The sequence below is a fragment of the Microlunatus phosphovorus NM-1 genome (genome assembly GCF_000270245.1).
In the GTDB taxonomy this organism is placed as follows: domain Bacteria; phylum Actinomycetota; class Actinomycetes; order Propionibacteriales; family Propionibacteriaceae; genus Microlunatus; species Microlunatus phosphovorus.
This window is the reverse complement of the sequence record NC_015635.1, coordinates 2,828,688-2,845,643: the sequence shown is the minus strand read 5'-3', so window position 1 is coordinate 2,845,643 and position 16,956 is coordinate 2,828,688. Positions and strand designations below refer to the sequence as shown.

The 16,956-nt window shown below is 69.3% G+C and carries 13 protein-coding genes; 11 read left to right on the top strand and 2 right to left on the bottom strand.

Annotated elements, in window-relative coordinates; all coding sequences use genetic code 11:
• Positions 1 to 48: 48 nt before the first annotated feature.
• The 9 genes from carA to metK all read left to right on the top strand — a co-directional run bounded on the left by carA (position 49) and on the right by metK (position 10,414).
• Complete coding sequence (gene carA, locus MLP_RS12800) at positions 49 to 1,233, top strand: glutamine-hydrolyzing carbamoyl-phosphate synthase small subunit (RefSeq protein WP_013863522.1); 1,185 nt, start codon at positions 49 to 51, stop codon at positions 1,231 to 1,233.
• The gene (gene carB, locus MLP_RS12795; protein WP_013863521.1) at positions 1,233 to 4,613 is read left to right on the top strand and encodes a carbamoyl-phosphate synthase large subunit; all 3,381 of its coding nucleotides are present in this window, start codon (positions 1,233 to 1,235) and stop codon (positions 4,611 to 4,613) included. Before carA ends, carB begins: the two co-directional genes overlap by 1 nt.
• Before the next feature lie 3 nt (positions 4,614 to 4,616).
• Complete coding sequence (locus tag MLP_RS12790; RefSeq protein ID WP_013863520.1) at positions 4,617 to 5,726, top strand: quinone-dependent dihydroorotate dehydrogenase; 1,110 nt, start codon at positions 4,617 to 4,619, stop codon at positions 5,724 to 5,726.
• Positions 5,723 to 6,556 (top strand): orotidine-5'-phosphate decarboxylase, encoded by an 834-nt coding sequence (gene pyrF / locus MLP_RS12785; protein WP_013863519.1) that lies wholly within the window; start codon positions 5,723 to 5,725, stop codon positions 6,554 to 6,556. The genes MLP_RS12790 and pyrF overlap by 4 nt, the downstream gene beginning before the upstream one ends.
• A gap of 74 nt (positions 6,557 to 6,630) precedes the next feature.
• Positions 6,631 to 6,954, top strand: coding sequence for an integration host factor, actinobacterial type (mihF, locus tag MLP_RS28325; protein ID WP_013863518.1), 324 nt, complete (start codon positions 6,631 to 6,633; stop codon positions 6,952 to 6,954).
• Positions 6,951 to 7,520, top strand: a complete 570-nt coding sequence (gmk, locus tag MLP_RS28320) for a guanylate kinase (protein ID WP_013863517.1) — start codon at positions 6,951 to 6,953, stop codon at positions 7,518 to 7,520. The genes mihF and gmk overlap by 4 nt, the downstream gene beginning before the upstream one ends.
• Before the next feature lie 75 nt (positions 7,521 to 7,595).
• On the top strand, positions 7,596 to 7,907 hold the full coding sequence (gene rpoZ, locus MLP_RS12770) for a DNA-directed RNA polymerase subunit omega (RefSeq protein ID WP_013863516.1): 312 nt from the start codon (positions 7,596 to 7,598) through the stop codon (positions 7,905 to 7,907).
• A 26-nt stretch (positions 7,908 to 7,933) separates the two neighbouring features.
• Complete coding sequence (gene coaBC / locus MLP_RS12765; protein WP_013863515.1) at positions 7,934 to 9,157, top strand: bifunctional phosphopantothenoylcysteine decarboxylase/phosphopantothenate--cysteine ligase CoaBC; 1,224 nt, start codon at positions 7,934 to 7,936, stop codon at positions 9,155 to 9,157.
• A gap of 63 nt (positions 9,158 to 9,220) precedes the next feature.
• On the top strand, positions 9,221 to 10,414 hold the full coding sequence (gene metK / locus MLP_RS12760) for a methionine adenosyltransferase (RefSeq protein ID WP_013863514.1): 1,194 nt from the start codon (positions 9,221 to 9,223) through the stop codon (positions 10,412 to 10,414).
• 18 nt (positions 10,415 to 10,432) lie between these two features.
• On the opposite strand, the gene MLP_RS12755 is transcribed toward metK, so the two are convergent.
• Together MLP_RS12755 and MLP_RS12750 are read right to left on the bottom strand one after the other, a co-directional pair.
• Positions 10,433 to 11,884 (bottom strand): threonine/serine exporter family protein, encoded by a 1,452-nt coding sequence (locus tag MLP_RS12755; RefSeq protein WP_013863513.1) that lies wholly within the window; start codon positions 11,882 to 11,884, stop codon positions 10,433 to 10,435.
• Between the two features lie 92 nt (positions 11,885 to 11,976).
• On the bottom strand, positions 11,977 to 13,224 hold the full coding sequence (locus MLP_RS12750; protein ID WP_013863512.1) for a threonine/serine exporter family protein: 1,248 nt from the start codon (positions 13,222 to 13,224) through the stop codon (positions 11,977 to 11,979).
• Positions 13,225 to 13,957: 733 nt separating this feature from the next.
• On the opposite strand from MLP_RS12750, the gene MLP_RS12745 reads away from it, so the two are divergent.
• Both MLP_RS12745 and fmt read left to right on the top strand, forming a co-directional pair.
• Positions 13,958 to 15,979 (top strand): primosomal protein N', encoded by a 2,022-nt coding sequence (locus MLP_RS12745; protein ID WP_156821143.1) that lies wholly within the window; start codon positions 13,958 to 13,960, stop codon positions 15,977 to 15,979.
• A 47-nt stretch (positions 15,980 to 16,026) separates the two neighbouring features.
• Entirely contained in the window at positions 16,027 to 16,956 is a 930-nt protein-coding gene (gene fmt, locus MLP_RS12740; protein ID WP_013863510.1) for a methionyl-tRNA formyltransferase, read from the top strand.

The following is a 16,956-nucleotide window of genomic DNA, read 5'->3' as shown; positions in this document are numbered from 1 at the left end:
CAAACCCTGCCCTTTAAGACCTGTCCCGTGAGGCAGGAAAGGACGGTCATGCACTCAGTGGGCTCTCCCGTGCCATCGAACAGCCGACAAGTCTCTCCAGCGATTCTTGTTCTCGAAGACGGGAGGACGTTCCGTGGCCACGCTTTCGGCGCGATCGGCGAGACCTTCGGCGAGGCGGTGTTCGCCACCGCCATGTCGGGCTACCAGGAGACGCTCACCGATCCCAGCTACGCCCGCCAGGTGGTGGTCGCGACCGCACCACACATCGGCAACACCGGCTGGAACGACGAGGACGACGAGTCGGGCCGGATCTGGGTCGCCGGTTACGTGATCCGCGACGCCGCCCGGATCCCGTCCAACTGGCGCTCCCGCCGCAGCCTGGCCGACGAACTCGCCGCGCAGGGGATCGTCGGGATGTGCGACGTCGACACTCGCGCGTTGACCCGCCACCTGAGGGAGCGCGGCGCGATGCGGGTCGGGGTGTCCAGCGTCGAGACCGATCCCGATGCGCTGCTGGCCCGGGTGCTCGAGCAGCCACCGATGCTCGGCGCCCACCTGGCGGACGAGGTCACCACCGTCGACCCGTACGTGATTGAGGCCAGGGGCGACAAGCGGCTGACCGTGGTCGCTGTCGATCTCGGCATCAAGTCGATGACGCCGTACCGGATGGCAGAACGGGGGATCGAGACGCACGTGCTGCCCGCCACGGCAACCTACGACGACATCGCCGCCCGCAACCCGGACGGCGTGTTCTTCTCCAACGGCCCGGGTGACCCTGAGGCCGCCCACGGCCCGGTCGAGGTGTTGCGCGAGGTGTTGGCCAACGATCTGCCCTACTTCGGCATCTGCTTCGGCAACCAGCTGTTCGGTCGCGCGCTCGGGTTCGGCACCTACAAGCTGACGTACGGGCATCGCGGCATCAATCAGCCGGTGATGGACCTGACCACCCGCCGGGTCGAAATCACCGCGCACAACCACGGCTTCGCCGTGGACGCTCCGCTCGGCAAGCCGACCGACACGCCGTACGGGATCGCCACCGTCTCCCACGTCGGACTCAACGACGACGTGGTCGAGGGTCTGGAGCTGCGCGAGCCGGACGGCCGGCTGAAGGCGTTCTCGGTGCAATACCACCCAGAGGCCGCCGCTGGCCCGCACGACGCCAGCTACCTGTTCGACCGCTTCGTCGAGCTGATGTCACAACGAACGAGCCACGGCGAAGGAGGGGAGGCCTGATGCCGAAGCGGACCGACATCGAGTCCATCCTGGTGATCGGCTCGGGCCCGATCGTGATCGGCCAGGCCTGTGAGTTCGACTATTCCGGCACCCAGGCCTGCCGGGTGCTGCGGGCCGAGGGGTTCCGGGTGATCCTGGTCAACTCCAACCCGGCGACGATCATGACCGATCCGGAGTTTGCCGACGCCACCTACATCGAGCCGATCACCCCCGAGTTCGTCGAGCAGGTGATCGCCAAGGAGCGCCCGGACGCGCTGCTGGCCACCCTGGGCGGCCAGACCGCGCTCAATGCCGCGGTCGCCCTGCACGAGAACGGGATCCTGGAGAAATACGGCGTCGAGCTGATCGGCGCCTCGATCGAGGCCATCCAGCGCGGCGAGAACCGCGAGCAGTTCAAGGCGATCGTGGAGGGCCTGGAGCTGTCGGAGGATCCGACCACACCCGACGTCGGGGTGGCTCGCAGCATCATCTGCCACTCGATGGACGACGTGCTGGCCGCGGCCGACGAGCTCGGCTATCCACTCGTCGTCCGTCCCAGCTTCACCATGGGCGGCGTCGGCTCCGGCTTCGCCCACGACGAGGACGGGCTACGGCGGATCGCCGGAGCGGGTCTCGCGGCGAGCCCGACCACCGAGGTGCTGATCGAGGAGTCGATCCTCGGCTGGAAGGAGTACGAACTCGAGGTGATGCGCGACCGCGCGGACAATGTGGTCATCGTCTGCTCGATCGAGAACTTCGACCCGATGGGGGTGCACACCGGCGACTCGATCACCGTCGCGCCGGCGATGACGCTGACCGATCGCGAATACCAGCGGATGCGCGACGTCGCCATCGGCATCATCCGCGCCGTCGGGGTGGACACCGGTGGCTGCAACATCCAGTTCGCGATCGATCCAGCAAACGGGCGGATGATCGTGATCGAGATGAACCCGCGCGTCTCCCGCAGCTCCGCGCTGGCGTCCAAGGCGACCGGCTTTCCGATCGCCAAGATCGCCGCCAAGGTGGCGATCGGCTACACATTGGACGAGATCCCCAACGACATCACCCAAGAGACACCGGCCAGCTTCGAGCCGACGCTGGACTACGTGATCGTCAAGGTGCCGCGGTTCGCGTTCGAGAAGTTCCCCACTGCCGAAGACACCTTGACCACGCACATGAAGAGCGTGGGCGAGGCGATGGGCATCGGCCGCAACTTCACCGAGGCGCTGGGCAAGGCGCTGCGCAGCCTGGAGGATCCCAAGGCTCCGTTCGAGTGGACCGGCCCAGTGTCGCCGGCCGACGTCGAGGGACTGCTGGCCCGGGCCAGCAGACCGCATGACGGTCGACTACAGGTCGTCCTGCAGGCGCTGCGCGCCGGGGCCACCCCCGCACAGGTGCACGAGGCGACGAAGATCGACCCGTGGTTCGTCGACCAGCTGGTGCTGCTCACCGAGATCGCCGAACAGATCAGGGGGGCCGCGGAGCTGACCCCGATGCTGATCCGCACCGCCAAGCGGCACGGCTTCTCCGACGCTCAGCTCGCGGCCCTGCGCAATCTGCGCGAGGACGTGGTTCGCGGTGTCCGACATGCCCTGGGGATCCGGCCGGTGTACAAGACCGTCGACACCTGCGCCGCGGAGTTCGCCGCCAAGACGCCGTACCACTACAGCTCCTACGACGACGAGACCGAGGTCGAGCCGCGGACCCGGCCGGCGGTGCTGATCCTGGGCAGCGGGCCGAACCGGATCGGGCAGGGGATCGAGTTCGACTACTCCTGCGTTCATGCGGCGATGGCCTTGTCGACTGCTCCGGACAACAACGGCGCGGGCTACGAGACGATCATGGTCAACTGCAACCCCGAGACCGTCTCGACCGACTACGACACCGCCGACCGGCTCTATTTCGAGCCGCTGACGCTGGAGGACGTGCTCGAGATCTATCACGCCGAGCTGGCCGCCGGGCCGGTGGCCGGGGTCATCGTGCAGCTCGGCGGTCAGACCCCGCTGCGGTTGGCGCAGGCGCTCAAGGACGCGGGAGTGCCGATCGTCGGCACCAGCCCCGAGGCGATCCACCTGGCCGAGGAACGGGGTGCGTTCGGCCAGGTGCTTCGGGAGGCGAATCTGCCGGCGCCCAAGCACGGTCTGGCGCGCTCCTTCGTCGAGGCCCGAGAGATCGCGCTGCAGATCGGCTACCCGGTGCTGGTACGGCCGTCGTACGTCCTCGGCGGTCGCGGCATGGAGATCGTCTACGACGAGGCCACGCTGGCCTCCTACATCGACCGGGCCACCCAGGTGTCGCCGGAGCATCCGGTGCTGGTCGACCAGTTCCTCGACGACACCGTGGAGATCGACGTCGACGCCCTCTACGACGGCTCCGAGCTCTATCTGGGCGGGGTGATGGAGCACATCGAAGAGGCCGGGATCCACTCCGGCGACTCCGCCTGCGCCCTGCCGCCGATCACGCTCGGCGCCGAGGTGATCGACCGGATCCGGCACTCCACCCGGGCCATTGCCGACGGGGTGGGCGTCCGGGGCCTGATCAACATCCAGTTCGCGCTCGCCGGAGACACCCTGTACGTGCTGGAGGCCAATCCGCGCGCCTCCCGTACGGTTCCGTTCGTGTCGAAGGCGACCGCCACACCACTGGCCAAGGCGGCCTCCCGGCTGATGCTGGGCGCCGGCATCGCCGAGTTGCGCATGGAAGGGCTGCTGCGGCGTACCGGGGACGGCGCCACCGAGACCCACACCGGACCGATCGCGGTCAAGGAGGCGGTGATGCCCTTCAACCGGTTCCGTACCGTCGAGGGGATCTCGGTCGACACGGTGCTCGGCCCGGAGATGAAGTCCACCGGAGAGGTGATGGGACTCGACGTCGGCTTCGGCACGGCGTTCGCCAAGAGCCAGGTAGCAGCCTTCGGGCCGCTGCCCAGCCGGGGGACGGTGTTCGTCTCGGTCGCCAACCGGGACAAGCGGTTCGTGATCTTCCCGGTGAAGCGACTGGCCGACCTGGGCTTCGAGATCCTTGCGACGACGGGCACCGCCTCGATGCTGCGTCGGCACGGGATGAAGGTCCGCACGGTGCGCAAGCACAGTGCCGGACCGGGTCCGGATGGCGAGAAGACGATCGTGCAGGCGATCCTGGACGGCGAGGTCGATCTGATCTTCAACACCCCGCACGGGCTCAGTCCGGACGGTCGACCCCGCTTCGACGGGTACGAGATCCGCACCGCCGCCGTGCTGCGCAACGTCCCCTGCATGACGACCGTGCAAGGACTGGCGGCCGCGGTGCAGGGCATCGAGGCGATCCGCTCGGGCCACGTCAGGGTCCGATCGCTGCAGTCCTGGACCACCGACCTCGACACCGATCTGACCGCTCCTGATCTGACTCAGCCGGGCAACTGAACCGTGCTCTACTCCCGACTCGTCCGCCCGGTGCTGTTCCGGGCGTACGGCGGCGATGCCGAGCGGGTGCACGAGCAGACCCTGCGGGCGCTGGCGGCGATGGGCCGGCTGACCCCGCTGCGGGCCGGTCTGCGTGCCGGGCTGGCTCGGCAGCAGCAAGGCGTCACCGTGGCGGGCATCGACTTTGCCTCACCGGTGGGGGTGGCCGCCGGCCTCGACAAGAACGGCCTCGCGGTCCGGGCCTGGTCGGCGCTCGGCTTCGGGTTCGCCGAGTTGGGCACGGTGACCGCTCAGGCCCAGCCGGGCAACGACCGGCCGCGACTTTTCCGGCTGCCGAACAGCCGGGCGATCATCAATCGGATGGGCTTCAACAACGACGGCGCCCAGGCCCTCGCGCAGCGTCTCGACGGGCTCGGCGTACGTCGCGGGAACGGCCGGGTCGGCATCCCGTTGGGGATCTCGATCGGCAAGACCAAGGTCACTCCGCTGGAGTCCGCGACCGCGGACTATCTGGCCTCGCTGCGGCTGCTCGCCCCGTACGCCGATTATGTCGCGGTGAACGTGTCCAGCCCGAACACGCCCGGGCTGCGCGCCTTGCAGGACGCGGACAGTCTTGCCGAGTTGCTGGGCGCGCTGACCGCCGAGGCCCGGGTGCTGGCCGGGCCGAGCGATACGCCGGACGCGGATCGAATCCCGGTGCCGGTGTTCGTGAAACTGGCCCCCGACCTCACCAACGAGGCGTTGGAGGAGGCCGTCGAGGTGGTGGAGGGCTCCGGCGCCGCAGGCCTGATCGCCACCAACACCACCCTGTCGCGGGCCGGGATCGATCCGACCGATGCCGCACGCGCCGCCGAGGCCGGGGGCCTGTCCGGGGCACCGTTGACCAGCCGAGCGCGCGAGGTCGTCGGCTTCCTGGCAGCGCGCACGGAGCTGCCGATCATCGGCGTCGGCGGGGTGCTGACCCCGGACGACGGTCTGGCGCTGCTGGACGCCGGGGCACGGCTGATCCAGGTCTATACCGGCTTCATCTATGGCGGGCCCGGGCTGGTCACCGGCCTCAATGCCCGCTTCGCCGCACACGAGCCAACTCGGCTGGAAAGGGGTCCACTGTGACCGGTTATGGAGAACGTCTGGCCAGCCTGGTGGCCGAGCGAGGGCCGCTGTGCGCCGGGATCGACCCGCACCCGTCGCTGTTGAGCGCGTGGGGCCTGCCGGTCGACGCGTCCGGCCTGGAACGGTGCGCCCGGACCATGGTGGCCGCGCTCGGCGATCTGGTGCCGGTGTTCAAACCGCAGTCGGCGTTCTTCGAGCTGCACGGCGCGGCCGGCATCGCCGTCCTGGAGCGGGTGCTCGCCGACCTGCGCGACGCCGGTGCGCTGTCCCTGCTGGACGTCAAGCGTGGCGACATCGGCTCGACCATGGATGCGTACGCAGCCGCCTATCTGGCCGACGGCGCACCGCTGGCCGCGGACGCGATCACCGTCAGCCCCTACCTGGGCTTCGGATCACTGTCCGGGACCATCGAACTGGCCGAGGCCTCCGACCGCGGGGTGTACGTGCTGGCGCTCACCTCCAACCCGGAAGGGCGCCAGGTCCAGCATGCCCGGGCGGCCTCGGGCCTGCTGGTCGCGGAGGAGATCGTCGACGCTGCCGCGTCGGCCAACGCCGGGAAGGAGTACGGCAACGTCGGACTCGTCGTCGGCGCCACCATCGGCCGGACCGGAGTGGATCTGTCGCAGGTGCACGGCTCGTTGCTCTCCCCGGGCATCGGCGCCCAGGGCGCGGGCGCCAGGGACCTGGCCGAGGTCTTCGGCGACGCCCTGCGCTATGTGCTGCCCGCGGCAAGCCGCGAGCTGATGGCTGCCGGCCCGGACCCGGCCGCGATCCGGGCGAAGGCCGAACAGATGCTGACCCAGATGATGACGACAGTGCCGGTGGGGTAAGTTCACTGGTTCAACCACGGATTCGCAGCTGCACCCGTGGCTACCCTGCTGGCTGGCTTTTCGAAGGACCTAGTGTGACGATTCCCCCGCTGAGTGACGAGCAGCGGCAGCAGGCCCGGTATGCGGCCACGGAGGCCCGGCGGCGGCGCGCAGCCGTGAAGCAGGCCCTGCGGACCGGTGAGCTGACCCTGGCCGAGGTGCTCGCCACAGCCGAGACCGACGACGTGATCGCGCACGCCAAGGTCGTCGACATCCTCAAGGCGCTCCCGCGAGTCGGCGCGGTGCGTGCCGATCGGGCGATGGACAAATTCGACATCGCCCCGAACCGGCGGTTGCGGGGCCTCGGCCGTCACCAGGCCGCGGCCTTGGTGGCCGAGTTCGCGCCGCGGACCAAGTGAGTCGCGACCGCAGACGACACCCTGGCCTCACCGTGGTGTCCGGCCCGACTGCCGTCGGCAAGGGCACCGTGGTCGCCGAGTTGCGGCGTCAGCATCCCGAGGTGTTCGTCTCGGTCTCGGTGACGACCCGGCCGCCGCGCCCCGGCGAGATCGACGGAGTGCACTACCTGTTCATCTCCGAGGCCGAGTTCGACCGGCTGGTGGCCGACGACGACCTGCTGGAGTGGGCGGTCGTGCACGGCCGGCATCGCTACGGCACGCCGCGCGGACCGGTGACGGCTGCCATTGCCGCGGGCCACGAGGCGGTGCTGGAGATCGACCTGCAAGGTGCGAGGCAGGTCCGGGAGCGCTGGCCGGAGGCGCATCTGGTGTTCTTGGCCCCGCCGTCGTGGGCGGAACTGGTCCGCCGGTTGGTGGACCGGGGGACCGAGACCGCCGAAGAGCGGGAGCGACGGCTGCGGACCGCCACCGAGGAACTGGCCGCCGAATCGGAGTTCGACACCACGATCGTCAATCACGACGTCACCGGTGCGGTGGCGGAGTTGGTAGTATTACTGGGTCTGTAGTTCGTACGGACGGCTGCGCCGTGCCCACCAAGGGCCGGCAGCGCATTGTGCACAATCGGAATCGAAGGTTTGCTCTTGTCTGGAAACGTGGTTGCCGAGGGGATCACCAACCCCCCGATCGACGAGCTTCTCACCCACTCCGACTCCAAGTACCGGCTGGTGCTGTTCGCCGCCAAGCGGGCTCGTCAGATCAACGCGTACTACTCCCAGCTCGGCGAGGGCCTGCTCGATCACGTCGGCCCGCTGGTGGAGACCGGCGTGCAGGAGAAGCCGTTGTCCATCGCGCTGCGTGAGGTGAACGCCGGAGTACTGACCTGCATCGAGGGTGACGCCGACGAGGCCGCGGCGGCCGAGGTGGACACCACGTCGTACGACAACCCGGCCTGATCCTCAGCCAGAGCCCGCGCAACCAGATGAGTCGCGTCGTCCTCGGCGTCGCCGGCGGCATCGCTGCCTACAAGGCTTGCGAGCTGCTGCGGCGGCTGCAGGCCGAGGGACATGACGTCACCGTCATCCCAACTGCGGCGGCGCTGGAGTTCGTGGGCCTTGGTACCTGGGCGGCCCTGTCCGGCAAGCCGGTGCACACCTCGGTCTTCGACGACGTGCATCAGGTGCCGCACGTCCGGCTCGGCCAACAGGCCGATCTGGTCTTCGTCGCCCCGGCGACCGCGGACCTGCTGGCCCGCGCTGCGACCGGCCGTGCTGATGATCTGCTCACCTCCACGCTGTTGACCGCGCACTGCCCGGTGGTCTTCGCGCCGGCCATGCACACCGAGATGTGGCTGCATCCGGCGACCCAGGCCAATGTCGCGACCTTGCGGTCGCGAGGCTGTCTGGTCATCGACCCGGACAACGGCCGACTCACCGGGCCGGACTCTGGACCGGGTCGATTGCCGGATCCGGCCGAGCTGGAGGCCGTCGCCGAGGCAGTCCTGATCGATCCCTCGATCGTCGGCCGGGGTGCCGAGCGGGATCTGGCCGGTCTGCGGGTGGTGGTCAGTGCCGGCGGAACCCGGGAGCACCTCGACCCGGTCCGCTTCCTCGGCAATCGCTCCTCGGGTTTGATGGGCTGGGCGCTCGCGCGAGCGGCCACGCTCCGAGGTGCGCAGGTGGACTTGGTGGCCGCCAACGTCACACTGCCCGCGCCACCGGGCGTCACGGTGCACCGAGTGGTCTCCACGGCGGACCTGGCGGCGGCGATGACCGAGCAGGCGGCAGCCGCGGACCTGGTCGTGATGGCGGCGGCGCCTGCTGACTTCACGCCGAGCGCCCGGAGCGATACCAAGATCAAGAAGGACGGAGACGGTGGTCTCCGCCTGGATCTCGTCCAGACCACCGATGTGCTCGCGAGCCTGGTCCGCGCCCGGACCGATCCGGCTCAGGTGCTGATCGGCTTCGCAGCCGAGACGCCCACCGCTGACAGCTCGCTGCTGGACCTGGGGCGGGCGAAGCTGGCTCGCAAGGGGTGTGACGTCCTGGTGCTGAACGAGGTGGGGGAGCACAAGGCGTTCGGTCGCCCGGACAACGAGATCGTGCTGCTGACCGGTGCAGGTGCCGACGGGCCCTGGGCGGGCAGCAAGGACTATCTGGCGCACCTCATTTGGGACTGTGCCCTAGGGCAACGCTCCCGCAGGTAAGGTTGCCCTGAGCCGGTGTCGCACCGGCGGCCAGATACCCGAGTGTTTTTGAGGGGCACAACCATGGCAGCACGTCTTTTCACCTCCGAGTCGGTGACCGAGGGCCACCCGGACAAGATCGCCGATCAGATCAGCGACTCCGTCCTGGACGAGCTGCTGCGGCAGGATCCGAGCAGCCGGGTCGCGGTCGAGACCTTGGTGACCACCGGCTTGGTCGTGGTCGCCGGTGAGGTGACCACCGAGGCATACGCCGAGATCCCCTCGATCGTGCGCCGGCGGATTCTCGACATCGGCTACGACTCGTCCACCAAGGGCTTCGACGGGGCGTCCTGCGGTGTCTCGGTCGCGATCGGCCAGCAGTCGCCGGACATCGCCCAGGGCGTGGACGAGGCGTTCGAGACCCGGACCGGGGAATCGAGCGACGAGCGGGACCACCAGGGTGCCGGCGACCAAGGCCTGATGTTCGGCTATGCCTGCACCGAGACCGACTCCTTGATGCCGCTCCCGATCGACCTCGCCCACCGACTGGCCGAGCAGCTCGCGGCGGTGCGCAAGGAGGGTGTCATCCCCTATCTGCGGCCGGACGGCAAGACCCAGGTCACGATCGAGTACGACGGAGAGCGTCCGGCGCGGCTGGACACCGTCGTGTTGTCCACCCAGCACGCCGCCGACATCGATCTGGACACCCTGCTCACGCCGGACATCTGCAAGCACGTGGTGCAGCCGGTTCTCGACCGCTTCGACATCGACGCCCGCGGCCACCAACTGCTGGTGAATCCGACCGGCCGGTTCGAGATCGGCGGGCCGATGGGCGACGCTGGGCTGACCGGCCGCAAGATCATCGTCGACACCTACGGCGGGATGGCCCGGCACGGTGGCGGCGCGTTCTCCGGCAAGGACCCGTCCAAGGTGGACCGCTCTGCGGCGTACGCGATGCGCTGGGTCGCCAAGAATGTGGTCGCCGCCGGTTTGGCGCGTCGCTGCGAGGTGCAGGTCGCGTACGCGATCGGGAAGGCCCATCCGGTGGGCTTCTATGTGGAGTGCTTCGGCAGTGAGCAGGTGCCCGTCAGCCAGATCCAGGACGCGGTGCTGTCGGTCTTCGACTTGCGACCGGCCGCGATCATCGCCGATCTGGACCTGAAGCGGCCGATCTACGCCCAGACCGCGGCGTACGGGCATTTCGGCCGTGAGCTGCCGGAGATCACCTGGGAGAAGACCGACCGGGCATCGGCCTTGGCGGCTGCGGTTCGCGGCTGAGCAAATCGGCCGCAATCACTATTCGACGCGGTCGGTGCGCTGCCGACCCTGGAACACCCGGCGAGACACCCGGTCGAGACCGGCTACCTTCCGGGCGACGAAACCCCCGACGGACGCTCCGGCCGCCAAGCCCAGACCGGTGCCCACCGCACTCAGCAGGTCGGCCAGACCAGTGCCTCCGACACCGAGAGAGATCAACGAGTCGACACCGCGGAAGACCGCCAGGCCGGGCAGCAGCATCACGATCGCTGCTGTCGTCACGGCTTGTTCCGGGACTCGAAGCAGCCGCTGCGCGACGTAGCCGAGCACCCCGGCAAGGACGGCCGGGCCGGCAACAGCGAAGCCGACCGGCAACTCGAGCAGCATGATCGGCAGATATGCCAGGTAGACAACGGGAGTGACGACAGCTGCCACCAGCACAGTCCTGGGGCTGGCACGGGCCGAGAGTGAGAAGCCCACACCGGCAAGCAGCGCGGCGAGTGCACTGAAGCCGACCGCGGTGAATGTCGTGACCTGGGTCGAAATGGTCAGCGGAAGCCCTGCCAGCGAAGCGACGGTGAGGATCAGGCCGATGCCGACGGCGATCCCCATGGTGACCACGACGACCTCCAGTCCTCGTGCTGAGGCAGTGACGTAATAGCCGTCCAAAGCGTCTTGGGCGGCGCCGACGACGGTCATTCCCGCCAGCAGCACCACGATCCCCGAAACGACGACGAGCGAGGGTGTGTCAACCCAGTCGGCCATCCCCTGGGACTGAAGCCAGGCGACCCCGAGAGCGAGCAAGGTGGGGATGGCTGCGCTGATCACCTGGACGAAGAACGTGGGAAAGCCTGCTCTGCCGAGAGCTCCCGCGGCTCCGGCGACCACGGCCGCCGAGATGGCGGCCAGCACCATGGTCGCCAGACTGCCGCCGAGGGAGATGACGATGCCGACAGCCAGCAACGAGCCACCCATTACTCCGACCCAATCGTGATAGGGCTGAGGCGCGCGCAGCACCCCGACCAGCTCCTCGCGGGCCTGATCGACTGATGGCCGCCTCTCGGCGGGCGCTCGGGTGACTCGGTCCACCAGCTGCTGGACATTCTGCAGCCGCGAATGATCCATGCCGCGCTGCCGGATGACGCGCAGGACGGTCAACGGGTCCTCGTTGAGACCCCGGTGCACCGAGACCGTGATCGAGGTGAAGGTGATGTCGACGTGAGCCGAGGTCACTCCGTAGGCGGTCAGCAGCCGCAGCGTGGACGCGGTCACATCCGCGGCGGACGCGCCCATGACCAGCAGTGCCTCGCCGACTCGAAGAGCGAGGTCGATCGCCGTCCGAGCGTGCCGCTGGCTGACCTGATCGTCCTGCCCGGGCAGCGCAAATGTCAGGGTCTCCGGATCGGTGTTCCGCACCGCGGAGGCAGCGAGGTCGCGCAGGGCTTTGACCGGCAGAATCAGGCCGTCGGGATCGGGTGAAGACTTGCTCACCAGACGAGGCTACGGCCTGACACTGACACAGAACAGCTACCGCACCTGGTCGCTCTGGGTCCTCGGATCAGCGGTGGATCTGGGCCCTCGGATCAGCGGTGGATCGCGGTACGCAGCGATCGGGCGAGCACCGAGCCGACCAGCAGGCCGAGGGCGATCGCTGCGACCAGTTCGACGACCCCGAAGCCGGCCGATGGCGAGCCGGTCGGGCCGAAGGCCAGCTCGGTCACCGAGAGCAGACCGAGGCTGCCGGGCACCAGCATCCAGAACGCCGGCAGGAAGAGCACCAGCCGCGGCAGCTGCGGGCGCAGCAACTCGACGACAGTGGCCGCAAAGCTGGCTGCCAGGCCGCCGAGGAAGCCGCCGAGGGCCGCTCCGGAGACCTGCTGGCCGAGCAGCTGGGCACCGAAGGCGGTGACCACCACCAGCAGCACCCAGGGCACATATGCCATCCGGACGCTTTCGGTCAGGCACACTCCGACACAGACCAACAGCAGCCCCAGCGGCGTCGCCCACCAGCCGAGCTCATCCACCCTGATGTTGCTCAGCGCCGACTCTGGCGCCTGCCAGGCAGCGGCCGCCGCCAGGATGCCCAGGGCGAAGAGCAACAACTGGACCACACCGTGACCGACCCGAGACACGCCGGCCACCATCGCGCCGGCGGCGATCTCGGACAGTCCGGTCACCAGGGTCGCGCCGGGCAGCAGGATGGCCAGCGGTGGCAGCAGCGTACGAAGTGCTCCCTCCAGCAGCCCGGCGGATGCCGCGCCGAAGACCAGACAGCCGACGGCGAAGGCTGCGACGCTCGGCAGCAGCGTCGCGAGGGCGCGGCTGCGACCGCTCAGCCTACTGAGGCCGAGAACGACCAGTGACCCGATGGCGGTCACGATGATGTTGGCCACCCCAGGTTGCAGGATGAGACCGATCCCGATCGAGGCGACCACCCAGGCCGGGGCTGATAGCCAGTTCGGATATCGCTCGGGGCGGCCCCGCAGCGCGCCGAGGCGGCTCAGCGCTTGGCCGCGGTCGATCTCGTCGTTGAGCAGTTGCTGCCGGATCCAGCGGGCCTCCGCCGACTGATCGAGCCGTAGCGGACCGCTCACGGTCTCGACCGTGGCGGATCTCCCGGGGCCGAGCGCCAAGGTGATGCCGGTCGGCGCCACCGCCGGCTGCACCTGGGGATACCCGAGATGTCGGCCGACGGCCATGAGATCTTCCTCCACCTCGTACGTCGGTTGCCCGGTTGACACCATCGCAGCTGCCAATGTGATGAGCAGCAGGCGGTCCTCACCGGCTTCGGCATGCTCGTACGCCTCCGCACCATCCGTCGCTTTCGACACGCCCGCTATCGCATCACATCCTCAGCGCCCCTCTCATCCCGACTTCGCACATTTCGGTGTGAGTCACAGCGCGCCCTCTCACAGCGCGCCCTCTCATCCGACTTCGCACCAACAGGTGCTACTGCGCACCAGGCGGGCGGGGTGCGGAGTAGCACCAGATTGGTGCGGAGTCGATGCGGGATCTCGGCGGTCGTTGGTGGAGGCGGGTGCAGGCAAGTCCCGTTCGGCCTGCCCGCTCGGCGCACGCAGGTCCTCGCGAGAAGGAGGTTTGGCACCTGATTCGGCCGTGAACAGGTGCCTTGCCTCCTTCTCGATCAGCGATCCCACCGGACAGAGCCAGAAGTCGCCGCTCCCGGCGCTGATCTGTGGTCCCGCGACGCGAGAGGTACGCCGTGCGCGCCTGGTCGACGGCCGTTTGTGGCCCGGCGGCGCGAAACGTACGCCGCACACGCCCGCTCAGCGACCGTCCGTGGCCCGGCGGCGCGAAACGTACGCCGTGCACGCGCAACTGGTGGTCGTCGGTGGCCCCGCGGCGCAAACCGACTCAGCATCCCGTCAGAGCCGCGTACATCTCTGACCCGGCGGCGCCAGCCGGACCGGCGACCGCAGGTCACACCACCCCAATCCCCACTGCGCACCAGCTGATGCAACTTCGCACCCCGCCCACCTGGTGCGCAGTAGCACCAGTTGGTGCGAAGTGGGGATTGTCGGCGCCGGCTGCGATCATCGGCAGGTGCCCGAGACCTCGACTCCGACCCTCCCTGTGGCGCGGGTCGCTGTCGACGTGTCCTTGGCGCACCTGGATCGGCCGTTCGACTATCGGGTGGCGCCGGCCGACGACGACGTGGCCGTGCCCGGAGCCCGGGTGCGGGTGCGGTTCGCTGGCCGACTACGAGACGGGTTCGTGCTGGAGCGGCTGGCAAGCAGCGACAGTGACCGCGAGCTGAGCCCGATCTCCAAGGTGATCTCGCCCGAGCCGGTGCTGACCCCGGAGATCGCGGCGCTGATCCGCACCGTGGCCGATCACTATGCCGGCTGCTTCGCCGACGTCGTGCGGTTGGCGGTGCCGCCCCGGCACGCGGCAACGGAGAAGGCGGACCCGGTCGTCAGGCCTCCGTTGCCGGAGCTGAGCGAGGAGATGGCCAGCGCCTTGCGGTGCTATCCGACGGGGCTCGAGTTGCTGGCTGTGCTGCGGACCGGGAGCCGGCCACGGGCGTACTGGCAGGTGATTCCAGCCGCTGACCACAGCGGGGATTGGGCTGACGGGTTCGCAGCCGCGGCCCGGGCGGTGGCCGATGGCGGACGAAGTGCGGTGCTCGTGGTGCCGGATCAGCGCGACCTCACCCGGCTGCGGGCCGCGTGCACCCGCTGGCTGGGCCGAACGGGGTTCGTGGTGCTGACCTCCGAAGCCGGTCCAGCCGCCCGCTATCGAGCGTTCCTTGCGGCGCTGCGCGGGGACGTACGGGTGGTGATCGGGAACCGGGCTGCGGCGTACGCACCGGTGCGCGATCTGGGGCTGGTGGCGCTGTGGGACGACGGCGACGATCTGCTGGCGGAGCCGCGAGCGCCCTATCCGCATACCCGGACCGTGTTGGCATTGCGTGCTGCCCAGCAGCGCAGCGCCGTCCTGTTCGCGGGCTATGCCCGCAGCTGCGAGACCGAGCAGTGGGCCCAGCAGGGCTGGCTGCGGGTCCTCGGTGCCGATCGGACGCAGACCCGACATACCGCGCCGCGAGTCCGAGTGGCGGTCGACACCGATCGAGCACTGGCTCGTGATCCCGCGGCCCGGAGCGCCAGGCTGCCGCACGAGGTGTTCGAGCTGATCCGGGGGACTCTGCCGCAGGGGCCTGTGCTGGTGCAGGTGCCACGGGCGGGATACCTGGTGGCGCTGGTCTGTCAGGAGTGTCGCGAGCCTGCTCGCTGTGGCCGCTGCCACGGTCCGCTGTGGCTTCAGGGTCCGTCAGGGCACCAGCACGGAGGTGATCTCGCCTGCTCGTGGTGCGGGCTGCTGCACCCTGATTGGGAGTGCACGATCTGCGGCAGCCGATCGCTGCGCGCGCCCGTGGTCGGCTCGGAACGCACGGCTGAAGAGCTCGGCCGGGCCTTCCCCAACACGGTGATCCGACAGTCGAGCGGGCAACATGTGCTTGCCGATGTGCCTGGGACCCCAGCGCTGGTGGTGGCCACACCCGGTGCCGAGCCGAGAGCGGAAGGCGGATATGCCGGGGCGGTGCTGTTGGACACGGCGCTGCTCTTGCTGCGGGCAGATCTACGGGCGTCGGAGGAGGCATTGCGGCGCTGGCTCGCCGTAGTGGCACTGGTACGTCCCGGCGTGGACGGAGGGTCTGTGATCGCGGCGGGCGACAGCTCGGCCCGGGCGCTACAGGCGTTGGTCCGACTCGATCCAGGCGGATTCGCCGCCCGCGAGCTGGCGGAGCGGGCCGAGGCTCATTTTCCGCCGGCCGCGAAGGTGGTCACCGTCGAGGGCGCGACGGCTCCGCTCACCGAGATGCTGGACCTGCTGCGTCCGCCGGAGCCGTACGAGGTCCTCGGGCCGGTTCCGGTCAATGTTTCGGGCGGCGCCGGAGGGCGGAACGGAGCCGAGGCAGATGAGCCGATCGAGCGGCTGACCCTGCGTACGCCGCTGCGGACCGGAGCCGCCTTGGTGACCGCCGTCAAACAGGCCAGCGGAGTGCGCAGCGCGCGCAAGAGCGAGGGCGCCTTGCGGATCCGGGTCGACCCGACGGCGTTGTAGGGACCGAACGGCAGCTGCTCAGCCGGCTCGCGACTACACTCCGGCCGGTGCGCATCGTCTTCGCCGGTACCCCCGAGGTAGCCCTGCCGAGCTTGGAGGCATTGCTGGCGTCCGACCACGAGGTGGTGGCTGTCCTGACTCGGCCGGATGCGCCCAGCGGTCGAGGCAAGCAGCTGGCGCCGAGCCCGGTCGCGGCGCGGGCCGCGGAGCTGGGCATCGAGACTCTCAAGCCGGTCAAGCCAAGCGACCCGGACTTTCTGGCGCGATTCCGGGAGATCGCACCGGACTGCTGCCCGGTGGTGGCGTACGGAGCGCTGCTGCCGCAGAGCCTGCTGGACCTGGTGCCGTACGGCTTCGTGAACCTGCACTTCTCGCTGCTTCCGGCGTGGCGCGGAGCGGCGCCGGTCCAGCATGCCGTGCTGGCGGGGAACGAGGTGACCGGCGCGACCACCTTCCGGATCGTCGCCGCCCTGGACGCCGGGCCGACCTTCCTGCAGATGACCGAGCCGATCGCGCCGACAGACACCTCCGGAGAGTTGCTGGCCCGGCTGTCGGTCAGCGGTGCCGATCTGCTGGTGCGCACTCTCGACGGAATCGCCGACCACACTCTGACCGCCGTCGAGCAGCCGACCGAGGGCATCACCCTCGCGCCCAAGATCACTGTCGATGATGCGCGGATTCACTGGAGCCGGTCCGCGGCGGAGATCGATCGTGTCGTACGGGGCTGCACGCCCGCGCCTGGCGCCTGGACCACCTTCCGCGGGGATCGGTTGAAGATCAACTCCGGCACGCCGATCGACGGTCAGCGTGGCGCGCCGGGGGAACTGACGATCACCAAGCGGTCGGTCACGGTGACTGCCGCCGACGGCACCGGGCTGCTGCTCGGCGAGGTTCAGCCGCCCGGCAAGAAGCCGATGAATGCCGCCGACTGGGCCCGCGGCGTGGCCTTCGTGCCCGGCGAAGCACTCGGCGGCTGA